Genomic DNA, 22,960 nt, shown 5'->3' with positions numbered 1-22,960 from the left:
TGCAACCCCCGCTCACCTGCTCGATTGTGTTCAATGGGTGAAGGGAAAGTACCGGCCTGCTCTACGCTGCGTGATCGGAACACGACAATCAGATGTGACTTGAGTCACAAGGGGCATGAATTGTTGACCCTGTGTACCGGTCGAACTGCTCGCTGTGATTCAGTTGCGGTGGGAATTGGACCACAACGGACCACAAGCAGTCTCAGGAGTTGTCGTCGAGGGCCCGGGGAGAGCGCATGGACACCGAGTCGGAGCCGTATGTCCGCCTCGCGACCCTGCGCCAGGTGCACCAGGTCGTGGCGGACCTCAACTGCGCGCGCAGCCTCGCCGACACCCTGCAGGCCGTGGCCGACGGCGTCGTCAGGGGCCTCGGCTTCGAATTGGCCGTGGTCAACCTCGTCCGTCCGGACGGTGACCTGGTCGTCGCCGCCGTCGCCGGGAGCGCTGCAGCGGAGGCCCTGATGGCCGGCCGGGTCGGCTCGCGCGCCTCCTGGGAACGCCGGCTCACCATGGGGGAGCGCTGGGGCACCCTGCGCTTCATACCCCACCACGAGGGCTGGGTCCTGGACGGCGACGACGTTCCCAGCTGGCCCGGCGACGGCCCGCTGCCCCGCTTCCCCGACGAGTGGCATCCCGAGGACCGCCTCCTCGCCCCCATGCACGCCAATCCGGCCGGTGGCGGCGAACTGATCGGCGTCATCTCCGTCGACCGTCCCGTCGGCGGCCGCCGGCCCGGCCCGTGGGGCCGCGAGGCCCTGCAGATGTACGCCTTCCAGTCCGCCATCGCCATTAGCAACGCGCGTCTACGTGCAAATATGCAACGCGCCCTGGTGCGTCTGGAACGCGAGCAGCAGGCGCTGCGGGCCAGCGAGGAGAGCTTCCGGCAGGCCTTCGAGTACGCCCCCAGCGGCATGGCCATCGCCGAGATGGGCGGCGACCAGCACGGCAAGCTGGTCCGCACCAACGACGCGCTGTGCCGGCTGCTCGGCCGTCCGGCCGCGGTGCTGCGCCGCCACTCCTTCTCCGACCTCGTCCACCCCGAGGACGTCGGCGTCCTGCTGCGCACCAGCGCCGAGGGCGGCCGCGCCGAACTGCGGCTGCAGCGCCGCGACGGCAGTTACGTCTGGGTCAGCCTGCGCAACTCCGTGGTCGCCGACACCGCCGACGGGCCGCGTTTCCTGCTCACCCACGTCGAGGACATCGAGGAGCGCAAGGGCCGCGAACTCGCCCTCGCCCACCGCGCCAGCCACGACTCGCTCACCGGACTGCCCAACAGTGCCGAGCTGCGCGCCCGGCTGTCCGGAAAGATCTGCGCGCGTCCGCAGGCCCCGGACGCCGACGGCCACACCGCCGCCCACGCGGGCGCCGACGAGTTCGCCTACACCTACGACTACGACCCGGTCGAGAGCGCCGCCCGGCTGAGCGGCTTCGACCACCACACCCACACCGTCCCGCCGTCCGACGAGGCCGACGGCAAGGGCCTCGCCGTCCTCTTCTGCGACCTGGACGGGTTCAAGTCGATCAACGACCGCTTCGGCCACCACACGGGCGACGCCGTGCTCATCGAGGTCGCCCGCCGCCTCACCAGCGCGGTGCGCGACGGCGACACCGTGGCCCGGCTGGGCGGCGACGAGTTCGTCGTCCTCGCCGACGGCCTGGGCCGGGAGGACGCCGAGGACCTCGCCGTCCGCCTGCGCAACGCGATCATCCCGCCGATCCGCTTCGAGGGCCGAGCGGTCCGGGTCGGCGCCAGCTTCGGCATCGGATGGGCCGGCTGCGGCATGACCGCGGACGAGGTGCTGCAATCCGCGGACCAGCGCATGTACATCGAGAAGCGCTCCCGCAACGGCACCCGCAGCCACCGCCGCGCCGCGGGCTGACCGCGCGGCGGACGCACCCCGGGCGGCCCCGCGCCTCCTCCTCGACGGAGGGCTCGGGTCCACCTTGGGGAGTACCCCGGATCGCTCCTCCGGTTGACTCCCGCACGCATCCGGGATGCCTACGCTGGGTTACGTGCAGCGTCTCTACGATTTCCTCCGCAGGCACCCGACCTGGGTCGACACCTTCTGGGCCCTCGTCCTGCTCGGGTTGTCCTCGCTGTGGATCGCCGCCGACGCGAGGCACGCGCACACCCGGGTCGCCGCCCTGCCGCTGGCGCTCGCACTGTCCGCCGTGATCGCGCTGCGCCGCCGCATGCCGGAGAAGATGCTGCTGCTCGCCGTCCTCGTCGGCGCGCTCCAGCTGGTGCTGGACGTCCAGGTCAACCCGGGCGACTTCGCCATGCTGGTGATCATCTACACCGTCGCGGCCAACGGTGCCCGCTGGGCGTCCCGGCTCGCCCTCGTCGGCGGCCTGTGCGCCTCCACCATTTCCACGCTGCGCTGGCCCAACGAGAGCGAGGGCCACTGGGCCGACGCCGTCGCGACCGTCTTCCTCGCCGTCCCCTTCCTGCTGGCCTGGGTGATCGGCGACAGCCTGCGCACGCGTCGCGCCTACTACGCAGAACTGGAGGAGCGCGCCGCCCGCCTGCAGCGCGAACGCGAGGCCCAGTCCAAGGCCGCGGTCGCCGCCGAACGTGCCCGGATCGCCCGCGAACTGCACGACGTCGTCGCCCACAACGTCTCCGTCATGGTCGTCCAGGCCGACGGCGCCGCCTATGTGCTGGACGCCTCCCCCGAGCAGGCCAAGCAGGCCCTGGAGACCATCTCCACCACCGGCCGCCAGGCACTCACCGAGATGCGCCGCCTGCTCGGGGTGCTGCGGGCCGGCGACGACGGTGGCGGGGAGTACGTGCCGCAGCCGGGCGTCGACCAGCTGACCGACCTCATAGAGCAGGTCCGGGGCGCCGGCCTGCCGGTCGCCTTCGAGCTCGAGGGGGAGTCCCGGCCGCTCGCCAGCGGCGTCGAGCTCACCGCGTACCGCATCGTCCAGGAGGCGCTCACCAACACCCGCAAGCACGGCGGGCCCGAGGCGCGCGCCACGGTCCGCCTCACCTTCGGCGACAGCGACCTCAGCCTCCTCATCGAGGACGACGGGCGCGGCGCCCAGCAGGAGCTCTACGAAGGCGGCGGCGAGGACGGCCAGGGCCAGGGACTCATCGGTATGCGCGAACGCGTCGGCATGGTCAGCGGCACCCTGGACGCCGGGCCCCGCCCCGGCGGGGGCTTCCGCATCAACGCGGTGCTCCCGGTGAAGGCGTCCCGCTAGCGGGAACAACCGACCACAGGCAAAGGGAAAGAGGACCCGACCCATGGCGATCCGCGTGATGCTCGTCGACGACCAGGTGCTGCTGCGCACCGGCTTCCGCATGGTGCTGCAGGCCCAGCCCGACATGGAGGTCGTCGCCGAGGCCGGGGACGGCGCCCAGGCCGTGGAGACGCTGCGCACCACCCCGGTGGACGTGGTGCTCATGGACGTCCGCATGCCCCGCCTGGACGGCGTCGAGGCCACCCGCCAGATCTGCGGCGCCCCCGACCGCACCCCCGACGACGGCGGCCCGCGAGTGCTCATCCTGACCACCTTCGACCTCGACGAGTACGCCTTCTCCGCCCTGAAGGCCGGCGCGAGCGGCTTCATGCTCAAGGACGTCCCGCCGGACGAGCTGCTCACGGCGATCCGCGCGGTCCACAGCGGCGACGCGGTCGTCGCCCCCAGCACCACCCGGCGCCTGCTCGACCGCTTCACCCCGCTGCTGCCGAGCGCGAGCCAGCCGACGCACAAGGAGCTGGACCGGCTGACGGACCGCGAGCGCGAGGTGCTGATGCTGGTCGCCCAGGGGCTGTCGAACGGGGAGATCGCGGCGAAGCTGGTGCTCAGCGAGGCGACGGTGAAGACGCATGTCGGGCGTATCCTCACGAAGCTGGATCTGCGGGACCGGGTGCAGGCGGTCGTCCTCGCGTACGAAACGGGCCTGGTCCGCGCGGGCAGCGGCGGCGCCTGAGCGTGCCGCGTGTGCGGCGCGGTGGTGGTTGCGGTCCGGTTGCCGTGTGCGGGCCGTTCGCGCCTGCGGCGGGCACCCTCCCGCCCTCCCGCTCCCCCCTCGCGCACCCCCCGCGAGGCGGTCACCGGTCGGGGCGCCGCACGCAACGTCACGCGTCGGCGCGAACCCCCGCGAGGAAGCGCGCGAAGTCCGCCACCGCGTCGGCGACCGCCGCCGCGTCCCACTCCAGCGCCGACGCCCCCACCGTGACCTCCGTCATCGCGACTCCCGGCACGTCCGCCCCCGCCCAGCGCCCGAAGAGCGCCGTCTTGGTCTCCTCGGCCTGCCGCACCGCGGCCTCGTTGAGGACGTCCGGGGACTCCGCGAGCCACACCTGGAACTGGTGCGTGTGCGGCACCTCCGGGTGTACCCGGACCCACCCCGTCCCCGCGAGCGCGTCCCGCAGGGCCGCCGCGACGATCTTCGCGTGGGCCACGTACTCCGGCAGGCGCGGCAACTCGTGGTCGAGCCCGTCGAGCGCGGCCAGCACCGCGGGCCACTGCTGGAAGACGAGCCCGCCGTAGCGGTGCCGCCAGGTGCGGGCCTCGGCGGCGAGGTCGGCCGGGCCCGCCAGCGCGGCGCCGGAGACGCCGCCGAGGGACTTGTAGAAGGAGACGTACACGCTGTCGGCGAGCGCCGCGATCTCGTCCAGGGGGTGCCCGAAGTGCGGCGGGCACTCCCACAGGCGGGCGCCGTCGAAGTGGACGACGGCGTCGCGCTCCCGCGCCGCGGCCACGGTGGCGGTGAGCTCGTCCCAGGTGGGGAGGACGAATCCGGCGTCCCGGAGCGGCAGTTCCAGCATGAGCGTGCCGAAGGGCTCGTCCATGCCGCGCACTTCGTCCGCGTCCGGTATCCGGCGGGCCGTGGTGGGGTGGACGGTCCGCAGTCCGCTCAGCGCGGCCAGCGCGCCGCGCTCGTGCACCTCGGGGTGGGCCAGCGGGTGCAGCCCGACCACCGGGTTGCCCGTGCGGCCCGCCCAGCAGCGCAGGGCGACCTGCTGGGCCATCGTCCCGGTGGGGAACCAGACGGCCTCCTCCGTGCCGAGCAACCCGGCCACGCGCTGCTCCAGCTCGGCGACGATCCCGTCGCCGTACATGTCCAGGGGGCCGTCCAGACCCTCCCGTCCGGCCAGCCGCGCCAGCCGTTCCCGCATCGTGGCGGGTTTCCCGTGGGACAGCACCCGGTCGCAGGAGCGTACGGCGGCGATGCGCCGCGCCTTCTCGTCATCGGCAGAGGTCATGGACCGATCCTGCCGCCCCGGAGGGCGCCGCGAAACATTCGCGTAGCATTGACGAGAACGTCCGGTACCCCCGTGAGGACTGGAACGGAAGGCCAGCGCAGCGTGAACGCATCGCACAACCAGGGGCCCCTGCCCCCCGACGTGGAGGCCCGCCCCGCGCGGCTCACGGTCGGTGTCGTCGGCGCGGGCCGGGTCGGTCCCGCGCTCGCGGCCGCGCTGAGACTCGCCGGGCACCACCCGGTCGCTGCGTCGGGCGTGTCCGACGCCTCACGGCGCCGTGCGGCCGCCCTGCTGCCCGACGTGCCGCTCGTGGAGCCGGCCGAGGTGCTGGCCCGCTCCGAGCTCGTCCTGCTGACCGTGCCGGACGACGCGCTGCCCGGGCTGGTGGCCGGCCTCGCCGAGACCGGGGCCGTACGGCCGGGCCAGTTGCTGGTGCACACTTCGGGCCGGTACGGCGCCGGCGTGCTGGGGCCGGCGTTGCGCGCGGGCGCGCTGCCGCTGGCCCTGCACCCCGCGATGACCTTCACCGGCACCTCCGTCGACGTGCAGCGGCTGGCAGGCTGCTCCTTCGGTGTCACGGCCCCAGCGGAGCTGCGGATGGCGGCCGAGGCGCTGGTGATCGAGATGGGCGGCGAGCCCGAGTGGATCGAGGAGTCGGCGCGTCCGCTCTACCACGCGGGCCTGGCGATCGGCGCGAACCACCTGGTCACCCTGGTCGCCCAGGCCATGGAGCTGCTGCGCGCCTCCGGTGTCACCGAGCCCGGCCGGATGCTGGGCCCGCTGCTCGGCGCCGCCCTGGACAACGCCCTGCGCTCCGGTGACGCCGCGCTCACCGGGCCGGTGGCCCGCGGTGACGCGGGCACGGTCGCCGCGCACCTGGCGGAGCTGCGCCTGCACGCCCCGGAGATGGTGGCCCCGTACGTCGCGATGGCCCGCGCCACGGCGGACCGCGCGCTGGCCGGCGGAATGCTGAAGGCGGAGTTCGCGGAGGCACTGCTGGGCGTCCTGGCGGACGGCGCCGAGGGGGAAAAGCGATGACCAGGCTGGTGCACACCGCGAGCGAGTTGCGGGAGGCGGTCGAGGGCCGGCCCGGCGAGGTCGGGGTCGTCATGACCATGGGCGCACTGCACGAGGGGCACGCCACGCTCGTGCGGACCGCCCGCGAGCGGGTGGGGGACGGCACGGTCGTCGTCACCGTCTTCGTCAACCCGCTGCAGTTCGGGCCGAACGAGGACTTCGACCGCTACCCGCGCACCCTCGACGCGGACGTCGAGATCGCCGGGCGGGCCGGCGCGGACGTCGTCTTCGCGCCCGCCGTCGACGAGGTCTACCCCGGCGGGCAGCCGCAGGTACGGATCAGCGCCGGGCCGATGGGCGAGGGCTACGAGGGCGCCTCGCGCCCCGGGCACTTCGACGGCATGCTGACCGTCGTCGCCAAGCTGCTCCACCTGACCCGGCCGGACGTCGCCTTCTACGGGCAGAAGGACGCCCAGCAACTGGCCCTCATCCGCCGCATGGTGACGGACCTGAACTTCCCGGCCGAGATCGTCGGCGTGCCCACGGTCCGCGAGCCGGACGGCCTGGCCCTGTCCAGCCGCAACCGTTACCTCTCCGACGGCGATCGCGTGATCGCCCTCACCCTCTCCCGCGCCCTGTTCGCGGGCCGCGACGCGCTGGACGACGGGCCGGACGCCGTACGGGACGCGGCGCGGACGGTGCTGGAGAAGGGCGAAGGCCTCGCGGTGGACTACCTCGCCCTGATCGACCCGCGCGACTTCACCGAGGCCGCCCCCGGCCACACCGGGCCGGCGGTGCTCGCCGTCGCCGCCAAGGTCGGCACGACCCGGCTGATCGACAACATTCCCCTGGAGTTCGGAGCCCGCCGATGAGCGGCACAGGTACAGGCATACGGCTGCACGCCCCCGCACCCGGCTGGGCGCACGAGGCGGACGTGGTGGTGGTCGGGTCCGGGGTCGCCGGGCTGACGGTCGCGCTGCGCTGTGCCGCGCAGGGCGCCAAGGTCACGGTCGTCACCAAGGCCCGGCTCGACGACGGTTCCACGCGCTGGGCGCAGGGCGGCATCGCCGCCGCCCTCGGCGAGGGCGACACCCCGGAGCAGCACCTGGACGACACCCTCGTGGCGGGCGCGGGACTCTGCGACGAGGAGGCCGTGCGCACCCTGGTCACCGAGGGCCCCGACGCCGTCCGCCGGCTGATCGCGACCGGCGCGCACTTCGACACCAGCGAGGCGACCGGCGAGATCATGCTGACCCGGGAGGGCGGCCACCACCGCCGCCGGATCGCCCACGCCGGCGGCGACGCTACGGGTGCGGAGATCTCCCGGGCGCTGATCGAGGCGGTGCGTGAAGCCAGGATCGAGTTCATCGAGAACGCGCTCGTGCTGGACCTGCTGACCGACGCCGAGGGCCGGGCGGCGGGCGTCACCCTGCACGTCATGGGCGAGGGGCAGCGCGACGGCGTCGGCGCCGTCCGGGCCCGCGCCGTGGTGCTGGCCACCGGGGGCATGGGGCAGGTCTTCTCGGCCACGACCAACCCGGCGGTGTCCACGGGCGACGGAGTGGCGCTGGCGCTGCGCGCCGGGGCGGAGGTCTCGGACCTGGAGTTCGTGCAGTTCCACCCGACGGTGCTCTTCCTCGGCCCGGACGCGGAGGGCCAGCAGCCGCTGGTCTCCGAGGCGGTGCGCGGGGAGGGCGCGTTCCTGGTGGACGCCGACGGGGTGCGCTTCATGCAGGGGCAGCACGAACTGGCCGAGCTGGCGCCGCGCGACATCGTCGCCAAGGGCATCACGCGCCGCATGCAGGAGACCGGCGCCGAGCACATGTACCTCGACGGCCGGCACTTCGGTGCCCGGATGTGGGAGCGGCGCTTCCCGACGATCCTCGCCGCCTGCCGCGCCAACGGCATCGACCCGGTGACGCAGCCGATCCCGGTGGCCCCCGCCGCGCACTACGCCTCCGGCGGCGTCCGCACCGACCTGCACGGCCGCACCACGGTGCCCGGCCTGTACGCGTGCGGCGAGGTCGCCTGCACGGGCGTGCACGGCGCCAACCGGCTGGCGTCCAACTCCCTCCTGGAGGGGCTGGTCTTCGCCGAGCGCATCGCCGCCGACATCGCGGAGCACCCTGCGGCCCCCGGCCCCCCGGTGGTCCCGGACCCGGCCCGCTTCCCGCTGCTGCCCTCCGAGGCCCGCTTCGATATCCAGCGGATCATGACCCGCGGCGCGGGCGTGCTGCGCAGCGCGGACAGTCTGGACGGTGCGGCGGCCGCCCTGAGCCGGATGTACGCCGACGCCGAGGAGCTGCTGGAACGCGACGGCAAGACGGCCGAGCCCTGCGTGGAGAGCTGGGAGGCGACCAACCTCTGCCTGGTCGCCCGGGTCCTGGTCGAGGCGGCCCGCCGCCGTGAGGAGACCCGCGGCTGCCACTGGCGCGAGGACCGGCCCGGGCGCGACGACGCGCACTGGCGCCGGCACATCGTCGTCCGGCTCCCCTCCGGTGGTGCGGGGCTGCCCGCCGCACCCACTAGTCTCACCATCCGCACCACCCCCACAGCGGACCTCCCACCGACCCGTCCTGGAACGGAGCACCTGCGATGAGCACGCCCGACCTCCCCCTCCTGCAGATCGGCGGTGCCGGCGGCGGTGGCTGCGGCGACGGCTGCGGCTGCGGTTCCGGCGGCGACTACGCGCACGACCCGAGCGAGTGCGGTCTCGACCCCGACCTGGCGCGGCTGCTCGTCGACGCAGGGCTGGACCCGGTGCTGGTCGAGGACGTCGCGCACCTGGCCATCGAGGAGGACCTGGACGGCGGGGTGGACGTCACCACCGTGGCCACCATTCCCGAGGACGCCCTGGCCACCGGTGACTTCACCGCGCGCGAGGCCGGCGTGGTCGCCGGGCTGCGGGTCGCCGAGGCGGTGCTGTCCATCGTGTGCACCGACGAGTTCGAGGTCGAGCGGCACGTCGAGGACGGCGACCGGGTCGAGGCGGGTCAAGTGCTGCTCTCGGTGCGCACCCGTACGAGGGACCTGCTGACCGCCGAGCGCAGCGCCCTCAACCTGATGTGCCGGCTGTCCGGGATCGCCACCACCACGCGCCGCTGGGCCGACGCGCTGGAGGGCACCAAGGCGAAGGTTCGCGACACCCGCAAGACGACCCCGGGCCTGCGCGCGCTGGAGAAGTACGCGGTCCGCTGCGGCGGCGGCGTGAACCACCGCATGTCGCTGTCGGACGCCGCCCTGGTCAAGGACAACCACGTGGTCGCCGCGGGCGGCGTGGCGGCCGCCTTCAAGGCCGTCCGCGACGAGTTCCCCGAGCTGGCGATCGAGGTCGAGGTCGACACCCTGCACCAGGTCCGCGAGGTCCTGGAGGCGGGCGCGGACCTGATCCTGCTGGACAACTTCACCCCCTCCGATACGGAGGAGGCGGTCGCCATCGTCGCGGGCCGCGCCCTGCTGGAGTCCTCCGGACGGCTCACCCTGGACAACGCCCACGCCTACGCCGCGACCGGCGTCGACTACCTGGCCGTGGGCGCCCTGACGCACTCCTCGCCGATCCTCGACATCGGACTGGACCTGCGGTCCGAGGGGTCGGAGCGGGACTGATGCTGCTCACCATCGACGTCGGCAACACCCACACCGTCCTGGGGCTGTTCGACGGGGACGAGATCGTCGAGCACTGGCGGGTCTCCACCGACCCGCGCCGCACGGCGGACGAGATGGCCGTCCTCATGCAGGGCCTGATGGGCATGCACCCGCTGCTCGGCGAGGAACTGGGTGACAACATCCACGGGATCGCCATCTGCTCCACGGTCCCCTCCGTGCTGCACGAGTTGCGCGAGGTGACGCGCCGTTACTACGGTGACGTGCCCGCGGTCCTGGTCGAACCGGGCGTCAAGACCGGCGTGCCGGTTCTCGCCGACAACCCGAAGGAAGTCGGCTCGGACCGGATCATCAACTCCCTGGCCGCCGTGCACCTCTACGGCGGGCCGTGCATCGTGGTGGACTTCGGCACGGCCACCACCTTCGACGCGGTCACGGCGCGCGGCGAGTACGCGGGCGGCGCCATCGCCCCCGGCATCGAGATCTCGGTGGACGCCCTGGGCGCCCGCGGCGCCCAGCTGCGCAAGGTGGAGCTGACCCGCCCGCGCAGCGTCATCGGCAAGAACACCATCGAGGCGATGCAGTCCGGCATCCTGTACGGCTTCGCCGGCCAGGTGGACGGCGTGGCCGAGCGGATGGCCCGGGAACTCGCCGACGACCCGGACGACGTGACGGTCATCGCCACCGGCGGCCTGGCGCCGCTGGTGCTGGGCGAGTCGGCGGTCATCGACGTCCACGAGCCCTGGCTGACCCTGATAGGCCTCCGGCTGGTCTACGAGCGGAACGTGTCGACGACCTGACGACAGACGACCTGACGGCCCGGCAGGTGTACGGGGGACGCTCGCGGCGCGCCCGGCCATATCTGGTTACGCGTATTTTGTCCGCTTAGTACGTAAAGTCAGACCATGCCCACGCCACACGGGTCCCGAGGCGGAATGGCGTTCAGCGCGGATGAACTGCGCGTGCTCCGGCGCGCCCTCTCAGCGGCCCTCCAGTCCAGCTCCATGATGCCCACTCCCGACGAGGTCAGGGACTATCTGCGCCTCGCCGAGGACGTCGACGAGGCGGCCCGCGAGGGCGGGCGGCTGCGGACCTTCCAGCTCGCGGAACTCGCCCGGTACCGGGCGGCGCTGCCGGGCAGCGCCGCCGGCTACCTCGAACGGCTGACGGGGGCGCTCGACACGGGCTACGTGCCCCTGCCGGACGACCTCGCCGCGCTGCGCCGACTGCACGACGCGCCGTGCACGGACGCCGAGGCGCACCGCAGGCGGGCCGTGCTGCGCCGCTGCGAGCACCTGGCGGAACTCGACGTGCGCGCCCGCCTGGAGGCTCGCATCCCCGCTCCCTCGCAGCCCTGCGGCACCCCCTCCACCGGCAGGGCCCGGCTGCGCGCGCTGCCCGGCGGACGGGCGGCCTCGGACGATCCCAAGCCGGGACCGAAGCCCGAGCCGAAGACGCCCCCCACCGAGCCGGCCGCGCCGGAACCCGGTGAGGAGAAGCGCAAGGTGCCCACACCGGCCGAGATCTTCCCGCCGCGCCGGCGCACCCCGCCGCCGCCCGAGGAGCGCGCCACGGGCTGACGCGAAGCCACCGCACAACCTGCGGAGACGTCACGGCTCCTTCCCGTGACGTCTCCCGTGCGTTCGGGGGCGCGCCACCCGACTGCCGACTTCCCTCAAGGGGGACCCGGCATGAGCCCCATGGCCCCGCTCGGCCTCGTCCGCAAGGCCCAGGCCCCGGCGGCGAAGGACGCGGGCGGGCCGGCGGCGGCCCGGTCGCTCGCCGCGCAGGAGGGCTGGGACGTCGACTGTGGTGGACCGGATGGGCCAGAAGAACGACGCGGGCGCCCTCGCGATCACGGCCGAGGCGCCGTCCGGTTCGGGGGGAAGCACCTTTGGCGGTTCCGGCGCGGGCCCCGTGCGGCCCCCTGGTGGCCGGCTCGGCGGCGTGCGCGGCCCTGGGGGGCTTCCTGATGGCGGCGGCCCGCCGCAGGGCGCGTACGGCGGCGTAGCCGCCGCGGGTGACGCGCTCGTGGCCGTCCGCACGGCGGCGGGCCGGGGCCACGGCGTGACCGGCCGGGCGGACTGCCCCGGTGGTGGTCCCCCGCGGGCCGCGCCAGGGGACGTGGCTACCCTGGTGCCATGGACTACGTCTCCGCGCTCGTGCCCCCCACCGTGATGGCCATCGCGTTCACCTTCCTCATCCGGACGCTGATCAGGAGCCAGGGCGGGGTCAACAAGGCCAAGGAGGACGCGGTGGTCGACGCCGCGCTGTCCGGGGCCCAGCCCCCGGCCCAGCGCTCGGGCGGCACCGCGAAGCGGGCATGACCTCAATATTTCCGGCATTCCGGGCATTGGGTCAGTCCGTAAGCAACTAGTATTCGGGTGTGCCCCGTCCATTGGGAGACCTCGAAGACGCCGTGATGACCCGGGTGTGGCGCTGGAACCGCCCGGTGACGGTGCGCGAGGTGCTGGAGGATCTCCGCCGGCAGCGTTCGATCGCGTACACGACGGTCATGACCGTAATGGACAACCTTCATCAGAAGGGCTGGCTCCGGCGGGAAGCCGAAGGGCGCGCCTATCGCTATGAGGCGGTTTCCACTCGGGCCGCTTACTCGGCGGCTCTCATGCACGAGGCGTGGGCCGCGAGCGACAACCCCGCGGCGGCCCTTGTCGCCTTCTTCGGCATGATGTCCGCGGAACAGCGAGAAGCGCTCCGTGACGCAATGCGTGTGGTGCAATCCGCTGATCCGGGTGACCCCGGGGACACGGACGGATCGGACGGGCGATAGCGTCCGCACATGCGCGCCGCATCAAATGACGTCACCATCCGCCGGGCCCGGACGGCCGACGTGCCGGCTGTCCGGCGACTGCTCGACGCCTATGTCCGCGACCGCATCCTGCTCGACAAGCCGACCGTGACGCTTTACGAGGACATCCAGGAGTTCTGGGTGGCCGAACACGACCAGGACGCCGAAGTGGTGGCCTGCGGCGCCTTGCACGTGATGTGGGAGGACCTCGCCGAGGTGCGTACCCTCGCGGTCGATCCGGCGCAGCACGGCAAGGGGGTCGGGCATCTGGTGCTGGAGAAGCTGCTGCAGACCGCGCGGTGGCTGGGAGTGCGGCGCATTTTCTGCCTCACCTTCGAAGTGGACTTCTTCGCCAAGCACGGCTTCGTGGAGATCGGTGAGACGCCGGTCGACGGTGACGTCTTCGGTGAGCTGCTGCGGTCAAAGGACGAGGGAGTGGCCGAGTTCCTCGACCTCGAACGAGTGAAACCCAACACCTTGGGCAACAGCCGGATGCTGTTGCATCTGTGAGGCTGCCCAGGGCGTCCGTCCGGCACAACAGTATGTCCGAATCGTTCCGCGGAAGACCGCGGGGATGCCTACCGGGCCGGGAGCAGTTCGGGCAAGGGGTTTGAGTTTTCCGGGAAAAGGCGGTTTGCTTTTACCGGTTATCCGTATTCGATGAAAGGGAAGCCGGTGGCACAGAAGGTTCAGGTCCTTCTTGTTGACGACCTCGACGGCGGCGAGGCGGATGAGACCGTGACGTTCGCACTCGACGGAGTGACGTACGAGATCGACCTCACCACCGACAACGCCGACAAGCTGCGTGGTCTCCTCGGTCCGTACGTGGACAAGGGCCGCCGCACCGGTGGCCGGGCCGGCCGTGGCCGCGCCGTGAAGGGCGCCGCCCGCGGCGGCGCCACGAGCCAGGACACCGCGAAGATCCGCGCGTGGGCCAAGGAAGAGGGTTACGAGGTCAACGACCGTGGCCGCGTGCCCGCGCAGATCCGCGAGGCGTACGAGAAGGCGCACGGCTGATCGGTCCGGGCGAGACGCAGCCGGACCCGGTGGCAGGCGGTCGCGAGCGCGGAGACCAGGGCCGCGAGGCCCACGGTCCCCCCGGAGCGTCCGTCCGCCGCGGGGGCGGGCTGCGTGCCGAACGCCATCCCGGGCAGGGAGAGCGGCGCGCCGGCGTGGCGCCCGCCGTCCGCAACGGGCGGCCGGAGCCAGGCGGGCGCGCCGTCGTCGTAGGCGGCCTCCCGCCCGCGCAGCGGGACGAGGTCGAGCGGGATGCCGCTCCACTCCAGCCAGTCCAGCAGGCCGGGCAGCTCCTCGGCGCTGCCCGGGGCGACGAAGAACCGCATCCGGTGCCCCGCCAGGGCGACCGGACCCGTTTGGGGTGCCGGGAAGCGGCCGAGCACCTCGTGCCCCGCCGCCGCCGGTACGTCGAGCGCGTCCGCGTGTTCCAGGGTCGCCGGGACCCGTGAGGCCTGCATGTCCTGCGCAACGTCCTCCGGGGGCCCCGGGTTACGAGCCGGGTCACCGGGAGTGTCCGGCGGGCCGGATTCGTCACCCTACGTGAATCCACGCGACGCAAGTCTGTTCGCCTATAGCAGACAGCGGGCGTGCTCCCGGCATGGACTGTCCGTGCGGGCGGGTAAGAAATACCTAGTGGGAACGGACGACGGCCATGTCGGACAGGCGGGGCGTTCGCCCTCGGCGTACTGGATAAAGGGCTATCCGCCTGGCCTGCGGGAACATCGTCTCGCACCATCGGGTTGTGGCTGTTGTCGACGGCGCGGGGGTTAACGACCTCGCAAGGTGTCGACGGTTGAAGTGAGCTGCCCCGCTGTGCGGGACTAGCATGCGGAAGGACAGGGAGGGGACACGCCCCTAACTGCCCGACCGCTCTGAGGAGCGATTAACGATGTTCGAGAGGTTCACCGACCGCGCGCGGCGGGTTGTCGTCCTGGCTCAGGAAGAAGCCCGGATGCTCAACCACAACTACATCGGCACCGAGCACATCCTCCTGGGCCTTATCCACGAGGGTGAGGGTGTCGCCGCTAAGGCCCTGGAGAGCCTCGGGATTTCGCTCGAGGCGGTCCGCCAGCAGGTCGAGGAGATCATCGGCCAGGGCCAGCAGGCCCCGTCCGGTCACATCCCCTTCACCCCCCGGGCCAAGAAGGTCCTGGAGCTGTCGCTCCGCGAGGCCCTCCAGCTCGGCCACAACTACATCGGCACCGAGCACATCCTGCTCGGCCTGATCCGCGAGGGCGAGGGCGTCGCCGCCCAGGTCCTCGTGAAGCTGGGCGCCGATCTCAACCGGGTGCGGCAGCAGGTCATCCAGCTGCTCTCCGGTTACCAGGGCAAGGAGGCCGCCACCGCCGGCGGCCCGGCCGAGGGCACCCCCTCGACCTCGCTCGTCCTGGACCAGTTCGGCCGCAACCTCACGCAGGCCGCTCGTGAGACCAAGCTCGACCCGGTGATCGGGCGCGAGAAGGAGATCGAGCGCGTGATGCAGGTGCTGTCGCGCCGCACCAAGAACAACCCCGTCCTCATCGGCGAGCCCGGCGTCGGCAAGACCGCCGTCGTCGAGGGTCTGGCCCAGGCCATCGTCAAGGGCGAGGTCCCGGAGACGCTGAAGGACAAGCAGCTCTACACCCTGGACCTCGGCGCCCTGGTGGCCGGCTCCCGCTACCGCGGTGACTTCGAGGAGCGCCTGAAGAAGGTGCTCAAGGAGATCCGCACCCGCGGCGACATCATCCTGTTCATCGACGAGCTCCACACCCTGGTGGGTGCGGGCGCCGCCGAGGGCGCGATCGACGCCGCCTCGATCCTCAAGCCGATGCTCGCCCGCGGTGAGCTGCAGACCATCGGCGCCACGACGCTCGACGAGTACCGCAAGCACCTGGAGAAGGACGCGGCCCTGGAGCGCCGCTTCCAGCCCATCCAGGTCGCGGAGCCGTCGCTGCCGCACACCATCGAGATCCTCAAGGGCCTGCGGGACCGCTACGAGGCCCACCACCGCGTGTCCATCACGGACGCCGCCCTGGTGGCCGCGGCGACCCTCGCCGACCGCTACATCTCGGACCGCTTCCTGCCGGACAAGGCGATCGACCTGATCGACGAGGCCGGTTCCCGGATGCGTATCCGCCGGATGACCGCTCCGCCGGACCTGCGCGAGTTCGACGAGAAGATCGCCGACGTGCGCCGGGAGAAGGAGTCCGCGATCGACTCGCAGGACTTCGAGAAGGCCGCTTCCCTCCGCGACAAGGAGAAGCAGCTGCTCTCCGCGAAGACCAAGCGGGAGAAGGAGTGGAAGGCCGGCGACATGGACGTCGTCGCCGAGGTCGACGAGGAGCTGATCGCCGAGGTCCTGGCCACGGCCACGGGCATCCCGGTCTTCAAGCTCACCGAGGAGGAGTCCTCGCGTCTGCTGCGCATGGAGGACGAGCTGCACAAGCGCGTCATCGGCCAGAAGGACGCGATCAAGGCCCTCTCGCAGGCCATCCGCCGCACGCGGGCCGGTCTGAAGGACCCCAAGCGCCCCGGTGGCTCGTTCATCTTCGCCGGCCCGTCCGGCGTCGGTAAGACCGAGCTCTCCAAGACGCTCGCCGAGTTCCTGTTCGGCGACGAGGACGCGCTGATCCAGCTCGACATGTCCGAGTTCAGCGAGAAGCACACCGTCTCGCGGCTGTTCGGCTCCCCGCCCGGATACGTCGGCTACGAGGAGGGCGGCCAGCTCACCGAGAAGGTGCGCCGCAAGCCGTTCTCGGTCGTCCTCTTCGACGAGGTCGAGAAGGCCCACCCGGACATCTTCAACAGCCTGCTGCAGATCCTGGAGGACGGTCGCCTGACCGACTCCCAGGGCCGGGTCGTGGACTTCAAGAACACGGTCATCATCATGACCACCAACCTCGGCACCCGGGACATCTCCAAGGGCTTCAACCTCGGCTTCGCGGCCGCGGGTGACGTCAAGACCGGGTACGAGCGGATGAAGGCCAAGGTCGGCGAGGAGCTCAAGCAGCACTTCCGCCCCGAGTTCCTGAACCGTGTGGACGACATCGTGGTCTTCCACCAGCTCAGCGAGGAAGACATCATCCAGATCGTCGACCTCATGATCGCCCGGGTGGACGAGCGCCTCAGGGACAAGGACATGGGCATCGAGCTCAGCCCCGAGGCCAAGAAGCTGCTCGCCAAGAAGGGCTACGACCCGGTGCTGGGCGCCCGGCCGCTGCGCCGGACGATCCAGCGCGAGATCGAGGACGTGCTCTCCGAGAAGATCCTCTTCGGCGAGCTGCGTACCGGTCACATCGTGGTCGTGGGCACCGAGGGCGAGGGCGAGGAAACCAAGTTCACCTTCCGGGGTGAGGAGAAGGTCGCCGTCGCCGACGCGCCTCCGGTCGAGGCGGCCGGCGGGCCGAACCTCAGCAAGGAAGCGTAACCGCAAGTAATCGCACGCGACCGACCCCGTCCGCACATTAGTGCGGCGGGGTCGGTCGCGTTTTGTGTTCCTGATGAACCCACCCTTGTTACGCCGGTTGCATTTGTGGAAAGGTGAGCGATGTTCAGCACGGACCCTTCCTTCTCCGTGCCCCGGCCGGTGTCGTGCCGTCATTCCGGCAGGCATTCGAAAAGATCAGCCGAGAGTGAGGAGAGGCCGCCTTGCCCCCTCACCGGCGCCCCGGCCTCACCTCCCCCCATGTAGGTGCTTCCCGCGCCGGCGCGTTGGTGCGTACTTTTTCCGGCGGGGCGAACGCGGAAGGAAACTCTCGTTGAAGGAATCCCCGCACCCGAATTCCGCGCACCCCGGCCGGTTGTTCCGCGTACCGGACGAGGCGCTGTCCGGAGAGATCGGAAAGTCCCTGGGAAAGGAAGGCGCGCACCAGCCGTTCGAGGAGTTGCTGGCCCGCCATTGGCGGCCGGTCTCCGAGTACGCGGAGTTGTGCACGGTCTCCGGGCACGCCGCCGGGATACTCGCGGCGGCCGCGTTCACCCGGGTCTTCGTCGACACCCTGCGACTGACCGGGCCCACGGCCGCCTGGCGCCCCGAACTGCTGATCACCGTCCACAAGATCGCCGAGGAGTGGGCCGTCGACCGCCGGCGCGCCTGGCTCCACCGGCGGCTGCGCCCCCGCCCCGACCAGAGCGACACCCGCCTGGCGGTACCGGAGAACCGCCGGCTGGCGAACCGGGCCTTCATGCGGCTTCCCGAGCCCGCGCGCTGCCTGCTCTGGCACGCCGAGGTGGACGCCGAGCCGCTGGACGTGCCGGCCGGGCTGCTGGGCATCGACCCGGGGCGGGCCGCGGCCCAGCTGGAGCTGGCTCGTACCCGCTTCCGCGAGGCCTGCGTCCAGGCGCACCGCGACCTCGCGCCGTACGAGGCCTGCCTGCCGTTCAGCCGGCTGCTGGACATCTCCATCCACCGCGGTGGCGCCGGGCTCGTACCCGACCTGCAGCGCCACATCGCGCGGTGCGACCACTGCCGGTACGCGGCCGAGCAGCTCGACCACTCCGGGGACCGGCTCGGCGTGCTGATCGCCGAGGCCGTGCTGGTCTGGGAGGCGCGGGGCTACTACGACTCCCGCCCCACCCGCCGGGCGGCGCGTGACAATGATGCCGGGAGCGGCTCCGGCGGTCCCCCCGGACGGCGCCGCGGCGGCCGCAGGCGCCGGGCCACGGCCGGCGGCCGCCGGCGGCTCGCCGCGACCTTGCTGGGCATCGGCGGCTGCGCCGTCGTGACCGCCCTGGCCATCGGTCTCACCGGCGGCGACGGCGGGACCGACGACCGTGCCTCCGGTACGGCGCCCACCACGGCCACGGCGTCCCCCACCGCCTCGGCCTCGGTCACCGCCTCGGACAGCGCGCCCGGCTCGGGCACGGTCACCGCCGAGCCCGTCCCCGGCGACGGACTCCGCGGCCGGCTCCGGAACAACGACAACGACCTGTGCATCGACCTGTCCGGCCGCCGGACCGTCCTCGGCACCGAGGCGGCCACCGCGCGCTGCGACTCCGGTGCCACGCAGTTCTGGTCGTACGAGCCGGACGGCCTCATGCGGAGCGTCGCCCAGCCCGCGTACTGCCTCAACTCCCACCACGGCCCCGCCCTGGAACTGGGTCTGTGCACGGCGTCCTTCGTCACCGGTGCGGAGGACGTGCGCTACGACCTCACCCTGACCGGGGACCTCATCCCCCGCTGGAACCAGCAGCTCGCGGTCGCCCCCGCGGGCCGCGGGCCGGGTGCGGAGGTCGTCCTCAGGCCCCGCGACGGCCGGCCCGTCCAGCGCTGGACCTTCGACACCTCCATCGCTCCGCCCCGCTTCCAGTCGGTGGCGTACACCACGGACGCGCAGCTGCTCGCCGGCTCGACCCGGGTGGCCGCGCTCCCCTCGGTGCCGCCGAGTCAGACGCCGTCGGCCGAGGTCTCGCCGACCTCCGGTGAGGACCCCTGCGACGGGTACTGCGGCGGTGGCGGCCGCGGCGGCTGGCGTCACGGCGGCTGGGACGGCTGGGGGGACCGGGACGGCGCGCGCCCCTGAGGCGGTCCCGGGACGGCCGGTGACGCCCCGACGCGGTGACGGGACGACGGTCACGCCCAGGGGGTCGCGACCCGCTCGCGCGGGCGGGCGAGCGGGTCGCGACCGCCATGCGCAGGACGTTCTCCCACCGGCCGTCGACGGCGAGCGCGGCGAGCCACCCGAAGTCGCCCTCCTCGGACAGCGGCACGGGTGCCCGGACAGTCCCTGGGAGACAGGGCCTGTCGCACCGGCTCGGCGGCCAGTGGCGCGCATGCGCACAGGCCGGTCCACGAGGCCCGCGCCGGGGCCCTCGGCCGCGAGGAGTCTCGTGACCAGAGGACCCGCGACGGGCGATGTCGGCCGTACGCCCACGGCCGGAGGATTTACCTCCCCGCCCCCTGCCATGCGGCTCGCGCTCTTTTCCTATTCGCGCGCCCCGCGTACTCCCGGATTTCCTGTTCCGTGTGACGCGGGCCACGGGACCTAGGTCCCGACGTGAAATTCCCTTTGGTCCCGGGGCCGGTGACGTGACCCACGTGACCTGCGCCACGTACGAATCGCCTTAGGAGAAAGAGGCCCTGCGGCAAATGCACGTCGAGGGGTGCGTGAGGTGCAATCCACGAAAGACGGTAGTAGACGGAGGGGTTTGTCGGGAGACGGAATGCCGGGTTACCAAGGGGTCGCGGCGAACACGTCGCAATGTTCTTGTCCGGCTATTTCCGCGAGGTAATTCCGTATGCGTATGCCCAAGATCTCGAACTCCGTCTTCCGTGGCCGTCGCACCGTCGTCACCGCCGGCGTGTGCGCCTCGCTGGCACTCGGTGCGGCAGGGACGGCCATGGCGGAGACGCGGGGCGAGAGTCTGCTGGGCCTCGGTGCGGCCGGGAAGCTGGCGGACGCCACCCGGGCGCAGGCCGACGTGCAGCAGCGCGCCGCCCAGGCCGTGAAGGCCGACCGTCAGGCGCGTGCCGAGCTGCACTGGAAGCACAAGAACCACCTGGCGCAGGCCGCGAAGAGCGCCCCGCAGCAGCAGAGCCGCAGCAACAGCGGCTGGTCGGTGCCGGTCGAGAAGTACGCGCTGTCCGCCGGCTACCTGCAGAGCGGCGCCCGCTGGGCCCACAAGCACTCCGGCCAGGACTTCGCCGTGCCGATCGGCGCCGGCGTCCGCGCCGTGAGCGCCGGCACCGTGGTCGAGGCGGGCTGGGGCGGCGCCTACGGCAACAACATCGTGATCCGCCACGCCAACGGCATGTACTCGCAGTACGGCCACCTGTCGAAGACGCAGGTGCGCGTCGGCCAGCACGTCGGCCAGGGCCAGCAGATCGCGCTGTCCGGCAACACCGGCAACAGCACCGGTCCCCACCTGCACTTCGAGATCCGCAAGACCCCGTACTACGGCTCCTCCGTGAACCCGCTGCCGTACCTGCGGGCTCACGGCGTCTCGGTCTGACCCCGGTAGGTCTGGGCGATCAGCTCCTGGGCGACCTCGAGGACGGCGGCCCGCTTGTCCTCGGGGTCGCCCTCGAGGTTCTGCATGGCGAACACCCCCGCGTGCATCGCGAAGACCGCGGTGATCGAGCGCACCTGGTCGGTCAGTGGCGCGTCCGGGTCCCTGAGCAGGGAGTGGACGGCGAGCAGCTTGGTCTTGAAGGTCTCGCCGATGCTGAGGTCACGGACGGTGGCCTGGTTCTCCTGGACGAAGCGGAAGAGCGGGCCGGCGCTCCACAGCGCGTCCGCGTAGCGGCGCAGCACCTCGCGCTTGGTCTCCAGGGTGCGCGGCTGCTCCGCGGCCCAGGAGATCAACTCGTCGACCGGTGAGGCCAGGTCCTCGACGATGCTGTTGAGGATGTCCTCCTTGGTCCTGAAGTGGTAGTACAACGCCGCTTTGGTCACGTCCAGGTGCTCGGCGATCTCGCGCAGGGACGTCTTCTCGTATCCCTGCTCGGCGAAGAGTTGCAGCGCGACGTCCTGGATGCGGCGTCGCGTATCACCTCTGCGTGCGTGGGGCGTTGCCATGGGCGAACTTTAACTTACTTGACGCCCGGCTAGTAAGCCGCATACTGTCAGGGTGCCCCAGGCAACTAGCCGGGCGGCAGGTAAGCAACCGAAGACAAGCATGAAACAAGTAGGGGAGCTTGTGATGGCGGAGACCGCCGAGACCCCACAGCGCAGCGTGCGCGTGGTGTTGTTCGGGCTCATGATCGCGATGCTGCTCGCGATGCTCGACAACATGATCATCGGCACCGCGATGCCCACCATCGTGGGCGAGCTGGGCGGCCTGGAGCACCTTTCCTGGGTGGTCACCTCGTACACGCTCGCCACCGCCGCGTCGACCCCGGTCTGGGGCAAGCTCGGCGACATGTACGGCCGCAAGGGCATCTTCATGTCGTCGATCGTGATCTTCCTGATCGGATCGGCGCTGTCCGGCATGGCGCAGGACATGGGCCAGCTGATCGCCTTCCGCGCCGTGCAGGGCCTGGGCGCCGGCGGTCTGATCGTCGGTGTGATGGCGATCATCGGTGACCTGATCCCGCCGCGGGAGCGCGGCAAGTACCAGGGCATGATGGCCGGCGTCATGGCGGTCGCCATGATCGGCGGTCCGCTCGTCGGCGGCAGCATCACCGACAACTGGGGCTGGCGGTGGAGCTTCTACATCAACCTGCCGCTCGGCGTGGTCGCCCTCTTCATGATCTCGGCGGTGCTGCACCTGCCGAAGAAGCACATCAAGACCAGCATCGACTACCTCGGCACGGTGCTGCTCACGGTCAGCATCACCTCGCTCGTCCTGCTCACCACCTGGGGCGGCAACCAGTACGCGTGGGGCTCGCCCCAGATCCTGGGCCTGCTGGTGCTCGGGCTGGCCGCGCTGGCCGCCTTCCTCTATGTGGAGACCCGCGTCGCGGAGCCGGTCATCCCGCTGCACATCTTCCACAGCCGCAACTTCTCGCTGATCTCGGTGATCGGCTTCCTGGTCGGCTTCGTGATGTTCGGTGCGATGACCTTCCTGCCGCTGTACCAGCAGACCGTCCAGGGCGCCTCCGCGACCAACTCCGGGCTGCTGCTGCTCCCGCTGCTGCTGGCGATGATGGTCGTCTCGCTGATCGCCGGCCGGATCACCACCCAGACCGGCAAGTACAAGATCTTCCCGATCGTCGGCGGCGGTCTGATGACCGTCGGCCTCTACCTGCTGTCGACCATGGACACCGGCACCACCCGCTTCGTCTCCGGTGTGTGGATGGCCGTGCTCGGCGCGGGCATGGGCTTCCTGATGCAGATCACGATGCTGATAGCGCAGAACAGCGTCGAGATGAAGGACATGGGCGTGGGCTCCTCGTCCTCCACCCTGTTCCGGACGATCGGCGGCTCCTTCGGTGTCGCCCTCTTCGGCGCGATCTTCACCCACCAGGTGCAGAACACCATGACCGACCGCCTGGGCGACGCCGCCTCGGGCGCGGCGTCAGGCTCCGCGCAGTTGGACCCGGCGGGCCTGGCCAAGCTGCCGCCGGCCGTCAAGGACGCCTACCTCCACGCCGTCGCGGGCGGCACGCACCACGTCTTCCTGTGGGGCGCCGCGGTCAGCGTCATCGGCTTCCTGCTCGCCTTCTTCGTCAAGGAGATCCCGCTGCGTTCGGCGCCCACCGCGCCCACCACCGAGGAGGCGGTCGCCGCCGTCGAGGTGGTCTGAGCCACCCGGCCCACCCCGCCACCCGCTGCCGATGCTCGCACGGGGGTCGTTGTCCGACCCGCGTGCGGGCATCGTCGTATGGGGGGAGAACCGGCGGCCGTCGAGGACGCGGCACAGGACTGCCCCTCCC

General features: G+C 71.8%; 20 protein-coding genes. 17 read left to right on the top strand and 3 right to left on the bottom strand.

Annotation, left to right across the window (positions count from 1 at the left end; all coding sequences use genetic code 11):
* Window positions 1-236 precede the first annotated feature (236 nt).
* From cdgB to AC3EUJ_RS16890, 3 genes are all read left to right on the top strand, one after another.
* Entirely contained in the window at window positions 237-1,880 is a 1,644-nt protein-coding gene (gene cdgB / locus AC3EUJ_RS16900) for a diguanylate cyclase CdgB (protein ID WP_431962059.1), read from the top strand.
* A gap of 133 nt (window positions 1,881-2,013) precedes the next feature.
* On the top strand, window positions 2,014-3,207 hold the full coding sequence (locus AC3EUJ_RS16895; protein ID WP_431962058.1) for a sensor histidine kinase: 1,194 nt from the start codon (window positions 2,014-2,016) through the stop codon (window positions 3,205-3,207).
* A gap of 43 nt (window positions 3,208-3,250) precedes the next feature.
* Window positions 3,251-3,940, top strand: coding sequence for a response regulator (locus tag AC3EUJ_RS16890; RefSeq protein WP_431962057.1), 690 nt, complete (start codon window positions 3,251-3,253; stop codon window positions 3,938-3,940).
* 148 nt (window positions 3,941-4,088) lie between these two features.
* On the opposite strand, the gene AC3EUJ_RS16885 is transcribed toward AC3EUJ_RS16890, so the two are convergent.
* Complete coding sequence (locus tag AC3EUJ_RS16885) at window positions 4,089-5,219, bottom strand: threonine aldolase family protein (protein ID WP_431962056.1); 1,131 nt, start codon at window positions 5,217-5,219, stop codon at window positions 4,089-4,091.
* A 102-nt stretch (window positions 5,220-5,321) separates the two neighbouring features.
* Between AC3EUJ_RS16885 and AC3EUJ_RS16880 the strand changes: the two genes are divergently transcribed.
* The 10 genes from AC3EUJ_RS16880 to AC3EUJ_RS16835 all read left to right on the top strand — a co-directional run bounded on the left by AC3EUJ_RS16880 (window position 5,322) and on the right by AC3EUJ_RS16835 (window position 13,665).
* Window positions 5,322-6,257 (top strand): Rossmann-like and DUF2520 domain-containing protein, encoded by a 936-nt coding sequence (locus AC3EUJ_RS16880; RefSeq protein WP_431962055.1) that lies wholly within the window; start codon window positions 5,322-5,324, stop codon window positions 6,255-6,257.
* Window positions 6,254-7,108 carry a pantoate--beta-alanine ligase gene (gene panC / locus AC3EUJ_RS16875; RefSeq protein ID WP_431962054.1) on the top strand — a complete coding sequence of 285 codons (855 nt, stop codon included), beginning with the start codon at window positions 6,254-6,256 and terminating at the stop codon, window positions 7,106-7,108. Before AC3EUJ_RS16880 ends, panC begins: the two co-directional genes overlap by 4 nt.
* The gene (locus tag AC3EUJ_RS16870; protein WP_431962053.1) at window positions 7,105-8,835 is read left to right on the top strand and encodes an L-aspartate oxidase; all 1,731 of its coding nucleotides are present in this window, start codon (window positions 7,105-7,107) and stop codon (window positions 8,833-8,835) included. The genes panC and AC3EUJ_RS16870 overlap by 4 nt, the downstream gene beginning before the upstream one ends.
* The gene (nadC, locus tag AC3EUJ_RS16865; RefSeq protein WP_431962052.1) at window positions 8,832-9,842 is read left to right on the top strand and encodes a carboxylating nicotinate-nucleotide diphosphorylase; all 1,011 of its coding nucleotides are present in this window, start codon (window positions 8,832-8,834) and stop codon (window positions 9,840-9,842) included. Before AC3EUJ_RS16870 ends, nadC begins: the two co-directional genes overlap by 4 nt.
* A complete protein-coding gene (locus AC3EUJ_RS16860; RefSeq protein WP_431962051.1) occupies window positions 9,842-10,639 on the top strand; it encodes a type III pantothenate kinase in 798 nt (265 codons plus the stop codon). The genes nadC and AC3EUJ_RS16860 overlap by 1 nt, the downstream gene beginning before the upstream one ends.
* Window positions 10,640-10,744: 105 nt before the next feature.
* A complete protein-coding gene (locus AC3EUJ_RS16855; protein ID WP_431962050.1) occupies window positions 10,745-11,419 on the top strand; it encodes a hypothetical protein in 675 nt (224 codons plus the stop codon).
* A gap of 561 nt (window positions 11,420-11,980) precedes the next feature.
* Window positions 11,981-12,166: a hypothetical protein gene (locus AC3EUJ_RS16850; RefSeq protein ID WP_431962049.1), complete on the top strand. Its 186-nt coding sequence runs from the start codon at window positions 11,981-11,983 to the stop codon at window positions 12,164-12,166.
* 59 nt (window positions 12,167-12,225) lie between these two features.
* Entirely contained in the window at window positions 12,226-12,630 is a 405-nt protein-coding gene (locus AC3EUJ_RS16845) for a BlaI/MecI/CopY family transcriptional regulator (RefSeq protein ID WP_431962048.1), read from the top strand.
* Between the two features lie 9 nt (window positions 12,631-12,639).
* Complete coding sequence (locus tag AC3EUJ_RS16840) at window positions 12,640-13,158, top strand: amino-acid N-acetyltransferase (protein WP_431962047.1); 519 nt, start codon at window positions 12,640-12,642, stop codon at window positions 13,156-13,158.
* Window positions 13,159-13,323: 165 nt separating this feature from the next.
* On the top strand, window positions 13,324-13,665 hold the full coding sequence (locus AC3EUJ_RS16835; RefSeq protein WP_431962046.1) for a histone-like nucleoid-structuring protein Lsr2: 342 nt from the start codon (window positions 13,324-13,326) through the stop codon (window positions 13,663-13,665).
* Here the strand turns inward: AC3EUJ_RS16835 and AC3EUJ_RS16830 are convergent.
* Entirely contained in the window at window positions 13,596-14,123 is a 528-nt protein-coding gene (locus AC3EUJ_RS16830; RefSeq protein WP_431962045.1) for an SCO3374 family protein, read from the bottom strand. The two genes, AC3EUJ_RS16835 and AC3EUJ_RS16830, sit on opposite strands and share 70 nt — an antisense overlap.
* A gap of 431 nt (window positions 14,124-14,554) precedes the next feature.
* Here AC3EUJ_RS16830 and AC3EUJ_RS16825 point away from each other — a divergent pair, with 431 nt between their 5' ends.
* From AC3EUJ_RS16825 to AC3EUJ_RS16815, 3 genes are all read left to right on the top strand, one after another.
* Window positions 14,555-17,071, top strand: coding sequence for an ATP-dependent Clp protease ATP-binding subunit (locus tag AC3EUJ_RS16825; RefSeq protein ID WP_431962044.1), 2,517 nt, complete (start codon window positions 14,555-14,557; stop codon window positions 17,069-17,071).
* Between the two features lie 331 nt (window positions 17,072-17,402).
* Window positions 17,403-19,166: an RICIN domain-containing protein gene (locus AC3EUJ_RS16820; RefSeq protein WP_431962043.1), complete on the top strand. Its 1,764-nt coding sequence runs from the start codon at window positions 17,403-17,405 to the stop codon at window positions 19,164-19,166.
* A gap of 715 nt (window positions 19,167-19,881) precedes the next feature.
* Window positions 19,882-20,595 carry a M23 family metallopeptidase gene (locus AC3EUJ_RS16815; RefSeq protein WP_431962042.1) on the top strand — a complete coding sequence of 238 codons (714 nt, stop codon included), beginning with the start codon at window positions 19,882-19,884 and terminating at the stop codon, window positions 20,593-20,595.
* Here AC3EUJ_RS16815 and AC3EUJ_RS16810 read toward each other — a convergent pair.
* Window positions 20,577-21,161 carry a TetR/AcrR family transcriptional regulator gene (locus AC3EUJ_RS16810; protein WP_431962041.1) on the bottom strand — a complete coding sequence of 195 codons (585 nt, stop codon included), beginning with the start codon at window positions 21,159-21,161 and terminating at the stop codon, window positions 20,577-20,579. The two genes, AC3EUJ_RS16815 and AC3EUJ_RS16810, sit on opposite strands and share 19 nt — an antisense overlap.
* Window positions 21,162-21,285: 124 nt before the next feature.
* Here AC3EUJ_RS16810 and AC3EUJ_RS16805 point away from each other — a divergent pair, with 124 nt between their 5' ends.
* Complete coding sequence (locus AC3EUJ_RS16805; protein ID WP_431962040.1) at window positions 21,286-22,830, top strand: MDR family MFS transporter; 1,545 nt, start codon at window positions 21,286-21,288, stop codon at window positions 22,828-22,830.
* Window positions 22,831-22,960 lie beyond the last annotated feature (130 nt).

Source organism: Actinacidiphila sp. bgisy160, from assembly GCF_057707815.1.
Note: the sequence above shows the minus strand (reverse complement) of the source record. Positions and strands in the feature narration are given on the sequence as shown.